At 68.0% G+C, this 19140-nt stretch carries 20 protein-coding genes and 4 pseudogenes; 12 read left to right on the top strand and 12 right to left on the bottom strand.

What is annotated here, in order from left to right:
- The first annotated feature begins 143 nt into the window (after window positions 1-143).
- From EV284_RS20940 to EV284_RS20920, 5 genes are all read left to right on the top strand, one after another.
- Window positions 144-668 carry a Pycsar system effector family protein gene (locus EV284_RS20940; protein WP_130336313.1) on the top strand — a complete coding sequence of 175 codons (525 nt, stop codon included), beginning with the start codon at window positions 144-146 and terminating at the stop codon, window positions 666-668.
- A 60-nt stretch (window positions 669-728) separates the two neighbouring features.
- Window positions 729-1367, top strand: coding sequence for a Crp/Fnr family transcriptional regulator (locus EV284_RS20935; protein ID WP_242625748.1), 639 nt, complete (start codon window positions 729-731; stop codon window positions 1365-1367).
- Between the two features lie 102 nt (window positions 1368-1469).
- Window positions 1470-2267 carry a hypothetical protein gene (locus EV284_RS20930; protein WP_130336309.1) on the top strand — a complete coding sequence of 266 codons (798 nt, stop codon included), beginning with the start codon at window positions 1470-1472 and terminating at the stop codon, window positions 2265-2267.
- 249 nt (window positions 2268-2516) lie between these two features.
- Window positions 2517-4574: a hypothetical protein gene (locus tag EV284_RS20925; protein ID WP_242625747.1), complete on the top strand. Its 2058-nt coding sequence runs from the start codon at window positions 2517-2519 to the stop codon at window positions 4572-4574.
- On the top strand, window positions 4571-5230 hold the full coding sequence (locus EV284_RS20920) for a hypothetical protein (protein WP_237546978.1): 660 nt from the start codon (window positions 4571-4573) through the stop codon (window positions 5228-5230). Before EV284_RS20925 ends, EV284_RS20920 begins: the two co-directional genes overlap by 4 nt.
- 424 nt (window positions 5231-5654) lie before the next feature.
- On the opposite strand, the gene EV284_RS20915 is transcribed toward EV284_RS20920, so the two are convergent.
- The 3 genes from EV284_RS20915 to EV284_RS20905 form a co-directional block, all read right to left on the bottom strand.
- Window positions 5655-7493 (bottom strand): restriction endonuclease, encoded by a 1839-nt coding sequence (locus EV284_RS20915; protein ID WP_130336307.1) that lies wholly within the window; start codon window positions 7491-7493, stop codon window positions 5655-5657.
- A 1137-nt stretch (window positions 7494-8630) separates the two neighbouring features.
- The gene (locus tag EV284_RS20910; protein WP_130336305.1) at window positions 8631-8846 is read right to left on the bottom strand and encodes a hypothetical protein; all 216 of its coding nucleotides are present in this window, start codon (window positions 8844-8846) and stop codon (window positions 8631-8633) included.
- 47 nt (window positions 8847-8893) lie between these two features.
- A complete protein-coding gene (locus EV284_RS20905; RefSeq protein WP_165425595.1) occupies window positions 8894-9490 on the bottom strand; it encodes an RHS repeat-associated core domain-containing protein in 597 nt (198 codons plus the stop codon).
- A gap of 169 nt (window positions 9491-9659) precedes the next feature.
- Here EV284_RS20905 and EV284_RS20900 point away from each other — a divergent pair.
- A pseudogene (locus tag EV284_RS20900) lies at window positions 9660-10303 on the top strand (HNH endonuclease family protein).
- A 561-nt stretch (window positions 10304-10864) separates the two neighbouring features.
- On the opposite strand, the pseudogene EV284_RS33365 reads toward EV284_RS20900, so the two are convergent.
- The 4 genes and pseudogenes from EV284_RS33365 to EV284_RS20885 all read right to left on the bottom strand — a co-directional run.
- Window positions 10865-10972 (bottom strand): annotated as a pseudogene (locus tag EV284_RS33365) (IS5/IS1182 family transposase); the annotation flags it as partial.
- A 5-nt stretch (window positions 10973-10977) separates the two neighbouring features.
- Window positions 10978-11208 carry a hypothetical protein gene (locus tag EV284_RS33360; RefSeq protein ID WP_242625746.1) on the bottom strand — a complete coding sequence of 77 codons (231 nt, stop codon included), beginning with the start codon at window positions 11206-11208 and terminating at the stop codon, window positions 10978-10980.
- A 1-nt stretch (window position 11209) separates the two neighbouring features.
- Window positions 11210-11680, bottom strand: coding sequence for a hypothetical protein (locus EV284_RS20890; RefSeq protein ID WP_130336301.1), 471 nt, complete (start codon window positions 11678-11680; stop codon window positions 11210-11212).
- Window positions 11677-12318, bottom strand: coding sequence for a hypothetical protein (locus EV284_RS20885; RefSeq protein WP_130336299.1), 642 nt, complete (start codon window positions 12316-12318; stop codon window positions 11677-11679). Before EV284_RS20885 ends, EV284_RS20890 begins: the two co-directional genes overlap by 4 nt.
- A gap of 108 nt (window positions 12319-12426) precedes the next feature.
- On the opposite strand from EV284_RS20885, the gene EV284_RS20880 reads away from it, so the two are divergent.
- Window positions 12427-12651 (top strand): hypothetical protein, encoded by a 225-nt coding sequence (locus EV284_RS20880; protein WP_130336297.1) that lies wholly within the window; start codon window positions 12427-12429, stop codon window positions 12649-12651.
- A gap of 98 nt (window positions 12652-12749) precedes the next feature.
- Here the strand turns inward: EV284_RS20880 and EV284_RS20875 are convergent, their stop codons facing one another.
- Window positions 12750-13430 carry a hypothetical protein gene (locus tag EV284_RS20875; protein ID WP_130336295.1) on the bottom strand — a complete coding sequence of 227 codons (681 nt, stop codon included), beginning with the start codon at window positions 13428-13430 and terminating at the stop codon, window positions 12750-12752.
- 386 nt (window positions 13431-13816) lie between these two features.
- Between EV284_RS20875 and EV284_RS33700 the strand changes: the two are divergent.
- The 3 genes and pseudogenes from EV284_RS33700 to EV284_RS33690 form a co-directional block, all read left to right on the top strand.
- A pseudogene (locus EV284_RS33700) lies at window positions 13817-13882 on the top strand (hypothetical protein); the annotation flags it as partial.
- Between the two features lie 233 nt (window positions 13883-14115).
- Window positions 14116-14475 carry a hypothetical protein gene (locus EV284_RS33695; RefSeq protein ID WP_165425550.1) on the top strand — a complete coding sequence of 120 codons (360 nt, stop codon included), beginning with the start codon at window positions 14116-14118 and terminating at the stop codon, window positions 14473-14475.
- Window positions 14476-15162: 687 nt separating this feature from the next.
- Window positions 15163-15381: pseudogene (locus EV284_RS33690) on the top strand (hypothetical protein); the annotation flags it as partial.
- Here the strand turns inward: EV284_RS33690 and cpt are convergent.
- Window positions 15306-15836, bottom strand: coding sequence for a chloramphenicol phosphotransferase CPT (cpt, locus tag EV284_RS20855; RefSeq protein ID WP_130336538.1), 531 nt, complete (start codon window positions 15834-15836; stop codon window positions 15306-15308). The pseudogene EV284_RS33690 and the gene cpt sit on opposite strands and share 76 nt — an antisense overlap.
- Before the next feature lie 171 nt (window positions 15837-16007).
- Between cpt and EV284_RS20850 the strand changes: the two genes are divergently transcribed.
- Window positions 16008-16547, top strand: a complete 540-nt coding sequence (locus EV284_RS20850) for a winged helix-turn-helix domain-containing protein (RefSeq protein WP_130336293.1) — start codon at window positions 16008-16010, stop codon at window positions 16545-16547.
- Window positions 16544-17065: a transposase gene (locus EV284_RS20845; RefSeq protein WP_242625768.1), complete on the top strand. Its 522-nt coding sequence runs from the start codon at window positions 16544-16546 to the stop codon at window positions 17063-17065. Before EV284_RS20850 ends, EV284_RS20845 begins: the two co-directional genes overlap by 4 nt.
- Window positions 17066-17081: 16 nt before the next feature.
- Here EV284_RS20845 and EV284_RS20840 read toward each other — a convergent pair whose 3' ends face one another.
- From EV284_RS20840 to EV284_RS20830, 3 genes are all read right to left on the bottom strand, one after another.
- The gene (locus EV284_RS20840; protein WP_130336289.1) at window positions 17082-17975 is read right to left on the bottom strand and encodes a DUF1963 domain-containing protein; all 894 of its coding nucleotides are present in this window, start codon (window positions 17973-17975) and stop codon (window positions 17082-17084) included.
- Window positions 17976-18274: 299 nt separating this feature from the next.
- Window positions 18275-18514: a hypothetical protein gene (locus tag EV284_RS20835; protein WP_130336287.1), complete on the bottom strand. Its 240-nt coding sequence runs from the start codon at window positions 18512-18514 to the stop codon at window positions 18275-18277.
- Between the two features lie 208 nt (window positions 18515-18722).
- Complete coding sequence (locus EV284_RS20830) at window positions 18723-19124, bottom strand: hypothetical protein (protein WP_130336285.1); 402 nt, start codon at window positions 19122-19124, stop codon at window positions 18723-18725.
- Window positions 19125-19140 lie beyond the last annotated feature (16 nt).

The raw sequence follows: 19140 nt of genomic DNA, 5'->3' as shown, positions 1-19140 counted from the left end.
AACGCCCGCCGCGCCCTCTGCTGCCTCACTCGCCCTTGCGTGACCTACAACGCCCGCACGGGGCCCGCTGGTGGGCACCGCCCGGAAGGAGAGCAGAGGACAGTCGAGTCATCAATGCGGCGGTTGGCTTCGCCTGGAGATGCATGGGGGTGGTCATGGGGCGCAGGGCCGGTGACGTGGCGAGGGCGGACGGGCAGCAGGTGCTGCGGCTGCGGGCCATGGCTGCCGACATGGTCGTCGAGCTGCAGCGAGCGGATGCCAAAGCCACTGCTGTGTGCGGGGCGGCGGCGGGACTTCTGACGGCTGGCGTGGCGATGTTGTGCGGGGTGAATGCCCCTAGCGGCCTTAAGGTGGCGCTGCTGTCCACCTCGTTGTTGTTGACGGCGGCGGTAGGCGCGGCCTTGTGGGCTCTGCGCCCGGTTCTTCCCCCGGCCGGTGCGCCTGACGAACTGCTCGGGTTGCGGCGGGGAGCGGACGCCGGGTTGCTGGTGGCCTCATTTGCCGAGATGAGCAGTGCGCGCCAACGGGACCTGGCGGAGAAACGGTTGTCGGTGATGGCTGTTCTGGCGCGGCGGAAGTTCCGGGCGGTCCGTCTGGCGGTGGATCTGGTGGGGGTTGCCCTGACGGTGGCCGGAATTGGGCTGTTGATCACCTACATGCCATGTTGAGACCATCCGAATGTGAGGGGCGCCACACCTGGGGGGACTGTGTATCAGCCGCATATCACGATGATCGGTGAACAGTTGTGGTCTCAGTTGCGTGATCTCGCACCGCGGAGGTCGCGGCCGGCGCGCAGTGTGCTGTTACGGCAGGGCGATCCCGGGACGCATGTGATCCTGCTGGATTCCGGTTCCACGCTCGTGACGCTGACCGGCCAGAGCGGGGAACGGACGCTGCTGGCCGTGCGGGGAGCCGGTGAACTGCTGGGTGAGCTGGCGGTGCTGGACTCCCAACCCCGCTCAGCGTCGGTCATTGCGGCGGAGACCTGCATGGTACACATCGTCCCGGCCGCGGACTTCCTCACCTTCGTGGACAAATACGACTTGCTGGCGCCGTTGCTGCGACATGCCATCGCCCGCGTACGTGAGGCGGAGTCGGTGCGGCTCGAGCTGGCCACGGCGTCGGTTCCTGCCCGGCTGGCCTCGGCCCTGACCCGCCTGGCGGACCTCTCCTCAGCAACAACACGCGAGCTGTCGGTCCGTCTCACGCAAACCGAGCTTTCCCAGATGATCGGTGCCTCCCGCAACGCTATCGGCACCGCTCTCAGGCCGTGGCGCGAGCACGGCTGGCTGGACACGACCCCCGGCGGGGGACTTGTGGTGCGCGACATCGCGGCCACCCGACGGCACGTCCGCGCCGAAACGTGACGCACAGCATCACAGTGATGCCCATTCCTGGGCACCACCCGCAGAAGGCCTAAATCAGCATGGCACCTGCTGTGACCGCCATGACTGAAAGGCCCGGCTTCCATGGATGCATCTGTCCTTCCGGACAGTCTCGACGTACCCCCGGAGCATGCGCTCCTGGTCGTCGACATGAGGAACTACAGCCAGCTTCCCGAAGCGAAGATGGCTCCGATCCGCGCCGACCTGGATGACATCATCCTCAACACGGTCTTCCCGCACAGCGGGCTCGACGACCCCCGGTCGCGGGAGGGCGCTTACCGGGACACCGGCGACGGCGCCATCTGCGTGGTGCCGGCGCGTGACACGGCACGACTGGTGGACCCGCTGCTCGGCCACCTGAACGCGGCTCTTTCTCGCTACGACCAGTCCCGGCTGCGCGGCGGATCTGCGATCTGGGTCCGCGTCAGCGTCCACGTCGGTCCCCTCTCTTTGCCTGACCACCGGGGCGACGCCATCAACGAGGCCTGCCGCCTGGTCGACAGCCAGGCAGTGCGGCAGGCCATGACCGCGGCCACGAAGCACGGGGCCTACGTCGCGGCCGTCCTGTCAGGACCGGTGTTCGACCGCACCGTGCACGCCGGGCGCACGCCGCACCTGCAGCAGACGCACTTCCTGACGGCTGTCGCGCGCGTTGAGGGCAAGAGTTTCGAGCAGCCTTGCCAGCTTCACGTCCCGGGGATGGCGGCCGAGACGCTGCAGGGCTACGTCACCGAACGGCCCCCGGCCGCCGACGCGGTCCCGGCTGATCCGCCGCCGGCCCCTGCAGGTTCCGGGACCACGATGCAGTTCCTGGGGTCCATGAAAGACACCAACGTCATCGGCAGCGTCGGCACCTACTACCACAACAGTCCTGGGCGCTGACGCTCGCACTCAGGGTCCGCCGCTCCCCCATCACAGACGAGGCAGTGCATGTCAGAACAGGGTTTCGGGCCGTTAGGGCCCGATCATTCAGCCATCCCCCAGCCCGGTGAGCCGGAGCCGAATGGATCCGGCGGCTGGCGGCCGCCGTGGCGGCGGCAAGCGGACCGGCCAGAGAACTCTCCCCCGAGCGGCGTCCTGCCGCAGGGCTCGTCGGAAGGCCCGCACGCGGGCGCAGGCCCGGCGGATGCCGTGCCGGATGTACTCCTCACCAACGGCGCCGGCACTCATCTGTACGGCAGAGTCGACGTGGTCGCCGGCAGCATCAACAAGTTCGTCAGCCAAACGCGCAAGCTGGACCTGCTGGAGGGCGTGCGGATCGATCGCGGAGAGGTCCTGAGCCGGCCCTTCGTCTGCGAGGGGCAGTGGGCCGAAGCCTGGCAGCAGGCACTCACCCCGGAGGCGCCGCGACCGCGGCAGCGTGTGGTGATTGTGGTGGCACCTCGTTCCTTCGGCGCCACGACCTTCGCGTTGCGGCTTCTGGCCGAGCACACCGACAGTACGACCACGCTGGTCAAACTGGACGGGGACTGGAATGCGCCGAGCCAGGGGCGGCTGCCGTTGGAGGAAGAGCACGCCTACCAGCTGGACCTGAAGGATCCCGAGAGCGACCGGCCGTCGGCGGATTTCCTCGATGCCCTCAGCACATTCGCCGACCACCTCGGGGATGCCCGTTCCTACCTCGTGCTGACGGTCGCCCAAGAGCTGTGGGACGACCGGCTGACTACCCGCAAGGGTGTACAGGTCGTGTATCTCAGCGAGCCTCCGGATGCCCTGCGAGTGGTGGAAACCCTTCTGAACGCGGCCGGGCATGCGCCGCTCGTCGCCGACCTTCGCTCCTTCCCGAAAACCGTGGCCTCGCTGCGGGGACTGCACGCTATGGCAGCCGTACGCGCCGCGAACACCATCGTCATGACGTGGCAGGAGCACAAGCGCCTACAGGACGCCCGCACCTCAGCGACCCTCCCCCGGTCTGCACCGGCCGACGCCGATCTCAGCCTGGAAGACCGCATCACCGCAGCGCTGTCGGACTGGAGGGATCACCTCGACGGGCTCTTCGGCGAGGTGGCGACCACTCACGACAATGCCAAGGGCTCCCTCACGCTGGAGGACCGCTGCCTGCTGCTGGCCCTGGCGGTGCGCCAGTCGGCTCCCCTGCCGATCGTGGCCAGCACCGCACGCGCCCTACACCAAGCCCTCGCCCCGAAGGACGCGGGCACCAGGTCGAGCCTCTCACCCACTCAGAGTTCCTTCGCCGGCCGCGGGCTGCGCCGCCGCATCCAGGACGTCGGCGCAGCCGTCGGCTCCCAGGACACCGTGCTCTTCGACCGGCCCGCCTACGGCCGGGCCATCCTCGAGTACGTCTGGGACAACTACGAGGCCATCCGCGAGGCGATGCTTGCCTGGCTCGTGCAGAGCGCCGCCGGCTACAGCACAGCCGATCTCTCGGTTGCCGCCCTGTCCGCCCTGGTCCTGCGCCACGGCACGACCGCCCACCTCACCACCCTGGGCGCCATCGCCCGCGAATCCCACCCCGACCTCCTCAGCGCCGTCCTGGACGTAGCCGTCCACGACGAACACGTCGGACGCCTGGCCTGGGACGTTCTGTACCGCTGGGCCGAGCAGAAGCCCTACGCGCCCACCGTCATCTCCACTTGCCGCCGCGTCCTGCACGACGACGCCGCCAACGCGTCAACGGCGAAAAGGGCCATGGTGCGACTGCGGCGCATCGCCCACACCACCAGCGAGCCGGACCTGCGCCGTGACGTTCTCAAGGCCTTCGAAGAACTGGCCAGCCGGCCCACGGGCACCGCCCGGCTGGTGGCCGAAGTCCGCGACTGGCAGGAGTCCCAGGCATCCGCGAAGAGCGGGAGCTTGGCCTTTCTGGCCCTGATGCCCGTCCAGGACGACGGCATGCCCTGGCTCATGTCCGACCGCGCGCCGGACATCGACGTCCAGCGGGCCTTGCAGGACCTCCTCAGCAGTCCGGACACGACGGCCGAGGCCATCCCGTACCTCACCGGATGGATCCGTACGTGCGCGCCCGACCCCGCCTCCTACGGTCGCCTGCGCGACCAGCTTCTGCCGGCGCTGCGCGGTCACAACATGTTCCACGCCGGCATGGAGCTGATGAAGGCTCTGGCCGACGTCACCACGCCCCAGGGTGTCAACGCCGGCGAGGACTTCTACCAGCACCTGGTCGACCACCGTCTGCAGCCGGTGTTCTCTCTCACGAGGGACCCGGCATGAGGTGGCCCTGGCAGCGGGCGGAACGCACCACCACCTGCCCGCTTCCACGGCTGCTGGCCAGCGCGACCCCCGGCATCCCGTTCGAAGCGGTCTACACGCTGCGCTGGCGTCCCACACTGCGCCTGCGCCCCAACCTCGACGACCTCGTCCGCGCCGACGTCCATCAGAAGGCCGCCGCGACGGCGGCACGCTGGGACGCCGCCGACCTGCCCGCTGCCCAGGACGCCCTGAACGCCGCTTTGGGCGCTTCGCACGAGGGCAACCGCCACTATCGGATCCTGGCAACCCAGGTGGTGTTGCGTCTGTCGCCGGAGTCCCGGGAACGTCTCGCGCAGCGCACAGCGGACACCGAACGCATCCGGCGCCTGCAGTTCCTCAAGACACACCTTTACGACCACCCCGGCCTCGTCGTGCTCGACCGTCTCGAAGGCCACCCCGGACACCTCCCGGACGAGGAGACTGCCGCGCTGCAACGCCTGGCCCGCACGATCAAAGGCTGTGACCAGTGGTGGTATCCGCTGCTGGAGCAGTGGGAACAACTCGGCGACGGCTTCAGCGATGCCGACAAGCAGCAGCGGGCGATGCTCGCCCTGCTCAACTCCGTCGCCGCGCTCAACGGCAGCGCATCATCCGCGGCGCAGGCGCCCGCCAACTGACGTCCATCACACGGCCCTTGGCACGTGGCGAAACAAGGACTCTCACCGTGAAGCTTGTCCTTTGGAGAGCCGTGCTCTCCCCCCTGACCAGCCTGCAGGCCCTGCTCCTGCAACGGCGAAGCAAGACGCCGCTGTCCTACGACACGGCCTGGCGGCAGGCCCGCACGCTGCACGCACCTGACGAAATGGTCTACCGGCTCCACGGACACCACGCCGCCCCCGTCCCGTCCGACACGCCTGACCCAGCCCGCCCGTCCCCTCCCGACCCGACGGCGCGGCCAGAGGGCGGACCGCGCTGAGTACGCGCTCGGGAAATCCGCCTCCTCCCGGCCGGCCTGCACGCTGCTTCCGCAAGAAACCAGAGCCACGCAGGCGGCGAGTGAAACTGCCGGGCACCCCGGGGCTGGCGACAAGCCTGGGCGGGTCACAGCAGCTGTACATGCTCCAGGCTGGCCCGCAGTACCGGCGAGGCGTCTTCAACGACGTGTCCGTGCTCCAGGCTCTTGAGGATGACCTTTTCCTTGGGTGCACGGTCCACGTGGAAGGTGGACCACAGCCGGCACGTAGGACAGTCCCGGCCGACCAGGAACGGGCGCAGGAGGTGCAGCTCGTGGTCGCTGTCGCGCATGTAGAGGCTGCCGGCCTCGAGGTCGTTGCGGGGCACCGTCATGGTGCGGGTCGGCACGACCGGATGATCGCCTGTCAGCTCACGGTATTCGAGTGCGGCAGTCCGGGTGAGTGCATCCCAGCGGACGGTCGTGAGGTGCAGGAGAGGCCAGTCCGCGAGAAACCTCGCCGCCTCCAACAGGCAAGTCAGGTCGGCAAGGGCCTCTGAGGTAGCCCGCGGCAGGTCCACAGGGTCGATCCGCCGCAGGTGTGCCTGGTCGTTACGGCGGTCGCTGAGTCGTTGGCGAGCCTGGGCGGTCTCCTTGTTGTCGAGCAGAGACCGCAGGTCGTGAAGCGGGTGTCCTGGTGGCAGAGCGCGCAGTTTGCGGCTGGTGGAGACCTCTTGCAGGACGAAGGCCCAATCACCGAACCCGGGACCACCACGTCCAGCGGACAGCTTGTCCTTGATGGCGGTGGCCGATCCGAGTTCGATGCCTGAAGACGAGGCGAGTGCCAATGCCAACTGGGCCGTGTAGCACAACAGAATCTCGGTCGTGTCCAGCACGGCCGCGTAAGCGCCCTGCGATGGTCCGGCGCTTGTCTGGGCCTCAGCCTCACGCCAGCGGGAGGCGACAGGATAGGGGAATCGGGTGCGCACCGTGTGGCCCAGGTCATCCAGCAACGATGCGGCCTCGACACGCAGCCGCAGACCTCGACCCGATGCGATGATCCGCGACCGCGCCGCAGCCGCAGTCCTGTCCAGGAACACCGAGGCCAACAGGGAGTCTGCTTCCTCCTGCCACTCCTCAAGACGCGTCCTCGCAGCGGTGACGTCGTCCAGCGCCTTGGCAAGTGCTTCGTCAGGTTGCGGAATCGGCAAGGCCCGAAGCTTGCTGCCTCCCAGGTGCAGTCCCGCCTGCAGTCCGATGAGCTTGCGGGCCAGCGGCATGCCCAGGAACAACACGGCAAAGCGGCGCTGCTGCGCGTCCAGACCGGGGCGAGGCCTCAGCGGAATGGCCATGTGAGTCGCCGCCGCGGGGAGGTCCTGGGGGGTCAGTTCCGCAACGACGAACCCGCCAGGATCCGTTGGGTGTTGGACGGAACGCACCAAGAGGTCACCGGGGGCCAGCAGATGCGACTCGGGAACATGCCCCCACAGTGTCTCCTCCGTGGTGGGTGCAATCGTCCCGTCACGTCCGACATCGCGCCCTCCCAACAGCCGTACCGCACCGGGGTCTTCTGCCGAGCAGGTCCAGTTCTTCGCGTCGGCAAGATGGAGCGTCGGCAGCTGGTGATAGAGGTCGCCGAGCAAGCTCACGCCACCAAATCCGGCAAGGTCAGAGCGGCGGTCTTCGATGTCCGGGTCGTGAAGATCGAACGCCAATGATGCTGCGGGATCGGGGCGCCTACGGGCCACGTAGCCATGGCGCGCTCGGCCCCCGCCCCGGGAGAGCAGCCCCTGGAAGTCCTTCTCTACGGCGCCTTCGTCGTCCCGCGCAGAGAATCGGAAGATCTTCAACAGCTGCTGGTCAGCTGTGCGGGCGCGCAAGAAGACCGCTGCCGTTTCAAGGCCAGCATGGAAGCCCTCCATGGCGCCGTGACCGTACACCACGAGCAGTGTGTCCCAGTGCTCAGCGACGGCTTCTCTCACGTCCACGGCCCACGGAGCCTCAGACGCGCACATCTGCGAGGGCACAAGAACCCCGAGCACGCTGTCAGAAGAGGCTGGTCGGCATGACCGCAGGACAGCATCTTCCCAATGCGAGGACGTCTTGCCTGCCGAGCGTTTCGCCGATGAGGTCCGCCCCCAGGGCGGCATCAATAGGACGGATCCAGCAGCCAGCAGTTCAGTCGCACGTGCCGACAAGGTCTCCCACGTCGGCTCATGCTCAGCCGGCCACTGCGCAGGAGCTTCGAGGAGAGGTCTCCCCTCAGGGCGACAGATGGTCAACACAGTGGGCGCCGAAGTGCCCAGAGACCTGAACGCCTGCATCAGCAGCCGCTCGAACAGCGGTGTCAGGACTGCAACACGCCGCTCCGCGTGCTCCTCGGCCAACGCTCCCCCTCTGCCTCCCCATGCGCAACCACGGCGAACCCTACGTGATCGGAATCGCTCCACGCGCGCCCTCCAGGAACGAGCCTGACCTGCACCGGAGCCACTCATCCCGATAAGGGTTCTCGACGACGTCAGGGAATCTCAGATGAATCGAGGTCCCGCAGCTCAAACCCATCAACACTTCAGGCCACAGATGCACGCACCGTCAAACCTGCTGGTAATCAACTCGCAAGCGAAGTCAAGATCAATCTCATACACGGGCAGGTACTCAAGTCGACGGAGCGGCGGACAATCTCAGGCACCTGAGACGAGGTGAGAACCCACAGTGGGCCAGGGTCGTCAGCGCCTGGCGGCTGCAGGTCAGCTGCCGCCGGGTGCCGATCTGTCGTCGCCGAGCGGCCAACTCCCGCCGCAGCAGACGCAGCGCGGAGGTGAACAGATGCAGTCGGATGGGTGGGCAATGACTCGAGGCTCTACGCGGCGAAGGCTGCTGTCGGCCGACAACCCATCTACCTGGGGCTTCGTTGTACCGTCACCGCGCCCCCTCGATCTCACAGCCAGGTTGGAAGAGGCTCGGTGTCGATTCATGCTTCGGAGGCGGTCGCGAGGGCGGCCGCCTCCGAGAAGAGTTCGACTTACGCGGGCGGTTATTCCCGAGTGGCTGGGCCCCTCAGAGTGGGTACTTAGCGATGCGTCGACCACGCATCATATACGGTCGTGGACCGTTGATCCGACTGTTCACGGTTGATTCTTCCCCAGGCTCCGAAGGTAGACGTATGTCAAGATCCAGGGGACCACCATGATCGCCAGAAGCGCCCATCCACCCGCGTTTCCTGACGCGATGAGAAATATGGATAGGACCACGCCGAGGGCGACCAGCACAGTGCCCATGGTGAAGTAGCGTTTGACACCCGCTCGCTGCTCCATCGTCCATCCGAGGCGCTGGCGTTCCATACTTCCTCCGTCGAATCTACTAGGCTGATTTCTTCATGTTTTCGCGGTCATATCCCGGAGACCACGCTGGAAGCGACTTGACTGGCTCCCCATGCGCCTGCGTAGCAAGCGGCCGTGCCTGCGACGTCGGAGACTCCACCCGTAGGGATTGTGCCAGCCACCATGACTGATTCGCACAGAATGCCGAATGCCGCACCGGCGATAACTCCGGCTACGTCGCCCCATAGAGCCTGGGTGTCTCCCTGCGCCAGGTGGGCTACGGATTGGGTGATGTCACCGGCTGGCCCCAGGATGTCCCACGAGGCCAGACCGCTGGGGTCAGATCGGTTTATTGGATCACCGCTTGCGTACGCATAGGAGTTGTTCTCCTGACCAGAAGGGTCGGGTTGGGTGAAGCGGCCGAGCGTGGGGTCGGTGTAGCGGGCGCCCATCTTGTACAGCCCGCTCGAGTCCAGGTAGGCGCCGGTGTAGCCGAAGGGCTGGTCGACGGAGGCCGAGTTCCCGGAGCGTGCGTTACCCGTGGGGCTGTAGTCCCAGCGGCCCTGCTTGGCACCGGAGTTGTCCACGAGGGCGGATGGGGCGCCCTGGTTGTCGGTGACGTAGTAGTACGGGTTGCCGCCGCTGGTCACGCCGATCAGCGGCACCGCCCTGGGCGTTGCCCCGGAGAAAGCTCGCGCGCGTGTCACGCACTACCTGCTGCTCGGAGCGGGCGGCATCCGCTGAGCAGCGTCGGCGTCCGCAGTCTTCGGCCGTTGGGATGATGGGAACGGCGAGTTCTCCCCCGGGCGGCTTCCGCTCGGCTAACAACGGGCCATGCTCTCGAAGTTCATGGCTCCTGTGGCCGCCGCGCTCGTCTCCGCTTCCCCGGCTGCGGCCCACGCACCGGCTGCGGCCACGACGCTGCCGCTCACGGCGGCCGTCGAACGGCTCCCGGCTGCCGCCGAGTCCCGTGACGGCTACCAGCGCGACCTCTTCAAGCACTGGGGCGACGCCGACCAGGACGGCTGCGACACCCGCGCCGAAGTACTGATCTCCGAGTCCCGCACCGTGCACACCGGCTGCCGGGTGACGGCGGGCACGTGGTTCTCCTACTACGACGGGGTCACCGTCACCGACGCGGACGCGCTCGACATCGCGACCACGTCGTGCCGCTCGCCGAAGCATGGGACTCCGGCGCCTCGGCCTGGACGCCGGAGCACCGGCAGGCGTACGCCAACGACCTGGATGCCGACAGCAGCCTCGTCGCGGTCACCGCCCGCACTAATCGGTCGAAGGGCGACGGCGACCCGTCCGAGTGGCTTCCCCCGCTGGCCGACGCCCGCTGCACGTACGCCGCGGACTGGGTGGCGACCAAGCTCCGCTGGAACCTGACCGTCGACCCTGCCGAATGCGCCGTCCTCACCGACATCGCGGCTGGGTGTAGGCAGCAGGACGTCACCTATGAATCCGCTGCATAGTCGACTTCGCGTGCGCCGCCCTCTGAGTCGCCAGTGACCTGGCGGATCTGACTCTTGCGGGGGCTCGACCTGTCGGAGGTGCAGGGCGTCGCGCGGTTTGCCCCTGGCGACCCATCAGGTATTCGTCCGTGTGCTGTCCGGTTCGTGCGGCAGCGGGCGCCGCACGAAGGCCGGAGGGGCAGCGCGGGGTGGTCTGCCGGATCAGGTCCTGGATGTCTTGATCGGCTGGCGAGCCGGGGGCGTCACCGTTTTCCGGGTTGGTCGGCGTCGCGGTGAGGGCTGCCTTGACTCGGTCGGCGAAGTCGGCTCCGGGGAGGGGGAGTTCCATGTCGGGTTCGCGGAGGTAGCCGACGGTGACGGCGGTGGGGATGAACGCCATGAGGCGGGCTACCGCTGTAGTGCGGGGGCGGCCGGTGTGGGTTTCCTTGGCGAGGTGGCGCAGGATCCGCAGAACAGTGCTGGTGGATGTGCTGGTGACGCGGTTCAGCGCCGGCGCGTGCGGGGGCGGCCGACGGGCCCGCGCACCCGCACCTTCTTCAGGACGGGGATGAACGGCGGGCTGTCCGCTACCTGGCCCGTAGTCAGGACGAACGCCAGCGGGCGGCACTTCCGGTCGGCGGCGAGGTGGACCTTGCTGGTCTGCCCGCCTCTGGAGCGTCCGAGGACAGCGGCCTTCAGCCGAAGTTTCCGCCGTCGCCGGATGCGTCGTCGTTCCTCCCGCGCGGGATCCTCTTCAGCGTCCTGCCCGCTTTGTTCTTCGAGGCCGTCCCTTTTGACCTGGCCGTCTCCTCCTCGGCTGCGGCTTTCTCCAAGGCGGTGATGACGTCCTCGTGGAGGTGCATCCCGGCCGCGTCGTGGTGGGCCCGGGAGGTGGTGGAGTCGATGCTGACCAGGGACAGGTCCACCTCACCCCGCTCTCTCGTCCAGCTTGAGCGGCTTCAGCGCTCGGCGGGCCGCCTCGGTGGCCTCCTTGGGCACGGTGTAGCCGCGCTTGCGGGCCTCGGAGGTGACCCCGGTGATGCGGCGCTCGATGGTGTTCGGCGGCGCCTTGACCACCTGATCCAGGTAGGTCATGAACGATACGAAGGTGCCGACCGTGATGGAGCTGAGCGGCAGGGGGGTGCCGGTCGTGGCGGCGAGCCAGGTGTGGAACTCGCGCCAGATCTCCGAGTCCCGGGCGTAGCCGTCGCGGGTCTTCTTCGGCCGGATGCGGTTCAGGTAATCCTTGGCGTCCGCGTCCAGAGCCGCCAGGACGGCGGCCACCGGGTCGGGCATGGCGACCTCGCCGGCGCCGGGGACGTCGTCGTCCACCAGTTCGGCGTCGACCACCTCCACAGGCTCCAGCGCGGTCCCGTGCTCCTCTTCGACGCCGGTCACTTGGGCGGCTTCTCGCCTGCGCGCTCCAGCGCCAGGCGCAGCGTCTGGCGGGCCTGGGCTACCTCCTGGGCTGCTTCCTCCAGCCGATCAAGCGCGTGGTCCAGAGCAGCGGCCGCCACAGTGACGCCGGGGGCGGGCGTCGGCTCAGCCCCGGTATTCCGCTCCGCCTGGGCTTGATCGGCGAGGACCTGTGCCGTCTCGACGTCCAGGACGCCGGAAACACCATTGATCATGCTGGTGACCTGCTGGTCGCCGCCCATGAGCCCGTAAATCACGTTCTGGGTCTTGCCGCTTCCAGCGATGTAGAGGTAGCTCTCGCCGCGCACCAAATGCAGGGTCGCCTCGAGTTCCGCGCGCCACTTGTTCCGCAGGTCGCGGTGTTCCTCGAGCGACAGGTCCTTGTACCGGGCGATCGAGTCGATGATTCCGTCCATGGTCTGACGGGTCGGCATGCGTTGTCCGCTGAGCGCGTGCATGAAGGTGGAACGGGCCAACGGGCCGAACTGGGCGAGGTCACCGACTGGCCTGTCCTGCACGGTGTCCTGGACCAGGTCGCGGATTTGCTCGACGAAAGCGGCGACGATCGGGTCGGCTTCGTCGGAGATCGGTTTCATCGGGCGTCCGGGTCCGGCCATCACGCCTCCCCCTCCTCTACCAGCATACTTAGTAGTCTCGGTTTTTCCATGCTATTTTCCACCAAACGAGAAAACTCGTCCAGTACTACGGTCCGACCTCGGGGGGTCCCCGTGTTCCTGCTCGCCGCTTCCGCCAACTCGTCCAACGCCGCATGGATCACGGTCGCCACCTTGGCCGCCCTGGTGGTCTTCCTCGTAGGCTTCTACGGCTCCCAGAAGCCCAAGCCGGTCGGCTTCGAATTCGGCTTCTACCCGGCGCTGTTCCTCGGCGCGGGCGGCGCCGGGGTCACCTTCTTCGGCCTGTTCGGGGTGTTCAGCACGCTGCACCTGATCTGACCGCAACTCCTCGCCGAACACGGCCGGTTGGATCCTGCGCCGTCGCACCCGCACCTGGGGCGCGGCGGCGCACTTCTGCGCGGTGCGTACGGTCGGGCTCATCGGGTCGGCTCCGATCCGTGGCCCGGAACGGGGGCGCGCTGCTGGCCGAGCAGGTCCGTCTGCGTCTGCGGCGTTCCCGCGCGGGTCGCCGTCCCGTCAAGCGCGGTGGCCTGGGACTTCAGGCGGCGGGCGAAGCGCTGGTGGGCGGCCTGCTTGGTGGTGCCCACGGCCTTGCCGATGTCCGTCCAGGAGGAACCGCGCTGCTGGGCAGCGGCCGCGGCGATGATGCCGGCGGCCCCCGTGACGGCCTCCAGTCGGGCGACCGCGGCCAGCGCGGCGAGCGGGCGCTCCTCGGCGAGCACGGCCAGGCGCTCACGCACCTCGGCCAGCAACTCGGTGACGTCGTCGGGCACTGCGGCGCGCTCGGCGGGGGCGACGTGGACGTTCTCCCACTCGGCGTACGGACTGCCCTCCTTGCCGGGCCCCTCGGTCGCCTCCCAGTCGCCGAAGACGACCGGGTAGACAGTGCTGCCGCGCCAGGTCGTCAGGACGCGGGAGTCGTTGACGGCGTAGCAGTCGCATCCGGCCCGCACGCCGACGGCAAGAGGCCTGCCGTCCTTGCCGTCGAAGCACCACCATGCCGAGTTGCCTGAGGCAGGGTTGTCCTCAGCGATGGCGTCCCGCCCGTCGGCGAGCACGGCCACGGCATACCCCTCATGGCGTCCATCCTTGGTCACCCAGCCCATGAGCCCCCTCACACCAGAACGCCAAGGATTCTTGACGCCGAGGACAATCCCACGATCATCGTCCCCTCGTCAAGAATCCTTGACGGCACTATGCGCATGCCCGGTTTATCGCCTCGGATATGGCACGTTATGCGAGGCGAGACGCGTCAGGCTCACGGAGCACGACGCGTGACCCAGGACGACGCCACCCGCTACCAGCTGCCCGCTGAGGAGAACCGCCGCATCTTCGCCGCCGACATCGTTCCCGAGCAGCTGACCGGCCCCACGCCGCAGGACCCGGCCACCGCGGTCTTCCTACTCGGGCAGCCGGGCGCGGGCAAGACGCGGGTGGCCCAGCTGGTGGCCGAACAGCTCGGCCCCCGGGCGGCTTCGCCGACATCGACAGCGACCTCTACAAGCCCTACCACCCGCAGTACGCCCAGCTCATGGCCCAGGACGATCGGCTCATGACGCTCTACACCGGCCCCGACGGACGGGCCTGGATGCGCCAGGCCCAGCAGTTCGTCCGGGGCGAGGACCCGCTCTCCAACGGACAGAAGCTCAACGCCCTGGTCCAGGAGATCGCCATGGGCGATGGCGGAGACGAGGGCCTGCTCGTGCCGCGCCTGCATGCCGGAGGCGTAGCCGCGCAGCGCGGCCGAGCTTTCGACGAGGGTCCAGAACGAGAGGGATTCCGGTGTGGAGAACCATCGGGCGGCATTTCCCGCCCTGGGACGGCGCCGGCCCGCACTCGGGCGACCGCAGCCCCCACGCGCTCTGCTCCCGGCCCGACGGGCATCCGGTGCGCCTGTTCGAACTGCAACGCGGCGGCGACTGGACGCTCTACCGGTGCGGCGTCGGCCCACTGCCCGAGGCCGCCGCGGTCACTGCCTACGCGATCGGCTCCGGCCTGCTCGACCCGCACGCCACGGCACGGTCGGCGTATCAGGCTCACGACGACGAACTCATCCTGGTCCGCCCGGACGGACACGTCGGACTGCGCACCCGGGACGCAGCCGCCGTCACCGCGTACCTGGCCGCCGTGACGCCGAGCTGAGGGGGAACGCGGTCACATCACACAAGAGGCGGAAGACGACGGCTTCGTATGCGTCCTCTGCAGCAGCGATCTTCCTGCGGCAAGGAACGAGGATCCCAGCGCGTGGCTGTGGAGGTCACAGCCACTCCCCCCGCTCGACGGCCAGGTGCAGTTTGGTGGTGAACCCGCCGCGCGAGCGCCCCAGTCCGTGATCCCCGGGCTCTTCATGGACACCGCCTGGTGGCTCCTTCTGCCAGGATGGCGCCGTCGGCCCGAGCCGGCCTGATCCGGAAGAAAGGACCCAGGTCCTGTGTCCTTGACTTCACATTGATCGGACCACGTGCGAGGCTGCTGGCCATGCCGCAGCTCGGTCACCGCCTCCGGTCCTTCAGATTCGCGTTCGGACTCGCTCCAACGAGCTTCGCGGCATGCCTGGAAACAGACGGCTCACTCCTGGAGCACGCCCTGGCGGATGAGGCGACGCTCTGTGGCATCCCTCGGCGCAAGGTGACGGTCTATCGGCATCTGTTCGTTGCGAGGAGGTCCGGGAGGTGCTCGGACTGCCGAGTGAGGGCAGCCGACGCCTCCACCGGGGCCTGAGTCAGGCCCCTGGCGAGCGGCCATCCTCAGTCTTTCCAAAGCGCGTCCAGATCAAAACTTGCCGTACTCGTCCCTACGGTTGACCAGTTGTTCTCCCGCACTCATCACCACCCCGACGTGCCGGCAGCCCAACGCCGCGAACGCGCCCGGATCCGCAGCGAGAAGGGCATCCGATGGGAGGACGCCCCCTGGCCGCAGCAGCGTGAGCGTCCGGGCGCCGCGGTCATCACGGCGGACGACCGGGCTGCCGATCAGCTGACATGTGCGGCAATGGTCCGTGCGCACTCCATCGACTCGGCATGCGTGGTGTCCACCTCCAGGTCATAGGCCATACCCCGGTGGACCACGTCCGCCTGGGAGGCCGCCATTCCGATGACCCGGTCACCTCGTGCGACCTCACGGCCTGCGGCCACCGCACTGTCACACCGGACGCCGACCCACAGCACCCGCAGTTCACCCAGAGCCTTCTGCCATCGCTTCTGCGAGTCCGCTCCGCCGAGGAAGACCTCATCGACGATGACCCGGGCACCCGCACGGGCCATCGCGGCGACCCCCTCGATCCATGCCGCTTCCAGCGCCCGGAACTCCGGGCCGACGATCACCTGTCCGTCCGGAGCGAACTCGATCCCCGCGTCCGACGCCTGCAGGGACGCCGGCATCGCGTCGACCAGCGTGTCCGTCCCGAGAGCCAGGCACGGATCCGGCAGGACCGCCTGCAGACACCGGGCGATCCCTGATTTCCCCGAGCTGGAACCACCGTTGAGAACGATCACCTCAGTCATCACCGCGCCACAGTAGAGGCAGCGCAGCAACACTCGAAACGGATCTCCGCGAACGCGGCCCGCCCACCCCGACCCGGTGAACCTTCACGGTCAGAGCACTACTGAACTTGATTGGGTGATGTCGGTGCCGTTCGGCTGACAGCTGGTTGTCTGCACCGGTAGCCCTGGGGTGTGAGGTACGCGCAGGGCGGCGGGCTGACCGACGCAGAGAGAACCACGCGGGAGCGGTTACGGCTCCAGGCCGTGGAACGTTTCGAGGGCGGGCGGAAGAACGCGGAGATTGCGACTGCCCTGGGTGTCAGCGTGCGATCGGTGAAGCGGTGGCGCCGGGCCTGGCGCGAGCTTGGCGAGGCAGGAGTCCTGTCGAAGGGGTCTCCGGGAAGACCTCGGCTCAGTGAAGTTCAGATCGTTAGGCTGGAGCGTGAGTTGGAGCGCGGTCCGCTGGCTCACGGCTGGGCGGACCAGCGGTGGACGCTGGCACGGATCAAGACGCTGATCGGCCGACTGTTCCATGTCTCCTACACGGTCGAGGGCACCTGGCGGCTGCTGAAGCGGCGCCGCTGGAGCTGGCAGCAGCCCGCCCGGCGGGCGATCGAGCGCGATGACGACGCGGTCGAGGTGTGGAGGAAGGAGACCTGGCCGCGGGTAAGAGCACCGCGGCGGAGCGCGGGGCCTGGATCCTCTTCGAGGACGAGGCCGGGCAGTCGATGACTCCGCCGCGTGCCAGGACCTGGGGCCGGATCGGCCAGACCCCGGTCGTGAGGGTGAGGGGACGGGGCTCCGGGCGGGTGTCGATGGCGGGCATGGCCTGCTACAAGCCGGGCGAGCGGTCCCGGCTGATCTACGCGATTCGCGAGTACCGGGGCCGCAGGGACGAGCCGAAGGGCTTCGGCTGGCGCGAGTTCCGCGCCCTGATCGTCCGCGCCCGTATCCAACTCGGTGGCCCGATCGTGCTGGTCTGGGACAACGTCCGCCTGCACCTGACGGCTGGCATGCGGGAGTTCATCGCCGCGAACGCCGAGTGTCTCACCGTGTTCCAGCTGCCCACCTATGCCCCGGACCTCAACCCGCAGGAAGGTGTGTGGTCGCTGGTCAAGCGCGACATCGGCAATCTCGCCGCGGCCGACCTCGGTCAGATCACCCGGGCCGTGAAGCGCAAGCTCAAGATGCTGCAGTACCGCCCCGAAGTGATCGACGGTTGCCTCGCGGGCACCGGTATGGCCCTTTGATCGAAGCAGCGCGCAGTCAAGAACAATCTGAGCGGTAGGCGAAGGGCCTGTCGGAGCAGCTGGTGCATTCGAACAGGTAGATGCCGCCCATGTCGCCGAGCATGAGCCCAGGGGGGCATTGGATCTCGGTGCGTTGTTCGTATGGAAGGTCCCAGATGGTTCCCATGGCCGGGGTGTCCTCGATGGGCAGCCACGTGCGCCAACTCTCGCCATCGAACTCGTTGCTGCTGATCGTCAGGAGATGCTCCATGCGCACACGGCATGTCGGGCACGTCGGCCAGTTGGGCTCCTGCGTCCACGTCGGATACCCGCCGACCTTGACGCCGTCCGACACGGAGAGGTGGGACCAGTAAGACCAGCCGGTTTCCTCCTCCAGCTGTTCGAACCTGGCTTCGAGCGCGTCGGCGACCTCGTCCGGGAGGTCCCAGTTGGGGTAGTCGGTGACACGCTCAGGGTGCAGGACGCACGGGTCCGGAAGGTAGTCGTTGTCAGCGCCGGTCGGGCGGGGTCGGTTGGCCGGCTGCAGGTCGCTCAGGGAGCCGTCTCGCCAATAGATCTCAGGGCGGGGAACGTAACCGTCCTCGTGATCGAAGGGGCACCACAGCACCTGCAGCAGATCAGTGGCGCTGGGGAAGGCCAGGTCAGGCACGTCGGCCGCGAAGAGCTGGAGGACCGGGACGAGCGGGATCGGTCCCTGGGCGGGAGGGGAGAACGCCGTGCGCGGGTGGTCGTCCTCGCAATGGGGCCAGGGCTCCGAGAGCGGCCAGAGCACGGGTCCGCCGAGCGAGCTTTCCCGCGCGCTCGGATCGCCGAGGCGCGGATGCAGGCGAACGGCCGTCTTCCGATAGCTGGCCACCTCAGGGATCAGCGTCTCGACATCGAGCGGACGTGGCGGGGTGGTGCGAGCCATCGGAGTGCTCCTCACAGACCAAAGCGTTGGCTTGGCCACGGCCGAGGCCGCGGTGGGCTGAGAGTAGCCGCACGGTCCGTCGGATCCAGCAGCAGGCCCCGTTCTCGGTCACGGGACAGCGCGCGGTCGGCCCTGACAACACCCGACATCACGAGTTCAAGTTCAGTAGCTGACGCCGTGACCGGGTTGCACGCGATGGACCTGAATTGCTGAACACCGTTGTCACCGAATGCGGTTGAGGCAGCCGGGGGGTCGCGCGGCCTGGTGGCACGCGACGGCATGTCGCCGGCGGCTGCAAGTCACACCGCGCGGGTCTCGGCCACCAGCTCCTGTATCTGATGGGCCGTCCGAGGCCTTTGCCATGCGAGCAGTTCGACCGCGCGGCCCAGCCAGTCCGCGTCGCCGAACCTGTTCGCCTCGCCCGCGTCGGCGGTCTGCGCGAGCAGCGCCCCGAACAAGACAAGTTCGGTGGGGTAGTACCAGTGGGGGCGGCGATCAAACGGGGCCACCCCGTCCTCATACGAGTGTCGCAGCGTCATACGCAGATAGCCGCCTCCGCATCCCCTCCAAGAGCCCGGCAACCCGCCGAGCACCGCAGTGGGTCCCTTGCTGGAGGGGACGGCCGCCGGGCGGTGCGGATGGACAAGGTCGCGGTCGGTTGACCTTCGCACTGACGCCGCGTACAGCGTGAGGGAACCCGGTACCGGGTTCCCTCCCCCCCTCACGCTGCACGGTGTCGCGGCCTGATCATCCGCCGAACCGGATCCCCAGCCAGATCCCCAGGCAGGTCATGAGCGGCAGAGTGACGATGATCCTGATCTTCAATGACGCGGGAATGGAGGGCAGGTCGTCATTCGGCACACCCGCCTCCCGAGCGACGACCCGGGGTACCAGGCTCCTGTGCTGACCGGCGATGGCCAGCGGCAGAGCGATCATCGCCCCTGTGAACGCCCCCAGGTACGCCGGGGCGTCGCTGCCGTCCCTGGCGTAGAAGACCGCCACCAGCAAACCGATCATCAAGGGCCCCACCAGGACCGACCGTGTCGTCTTCTGCGTCGGCATCAACCGCGGGTACACGGCCAGATAGACGATCGCTGCTATCGCGGCGGCAGCCCACCACACCCCCACCGGCAGCACACCCGAATCCACAGCAAGCACTCTCCTT

The sequence above is a fragment of the Streptomyces sp. BK022 genome, assembly GCF_004217355.1.
Classification (GTDB): domain Bacteria; phylum Actinomycetota; class Actinomycetes; order Streptomycetales; family Streptomycetaceae; genus Streptomyces; species Streptomyces griseoluteus.
Note: the sequence above shows the minus strand (reverse complement) of the source record. Positions and strands in the feature narration are given on the sequence as shown.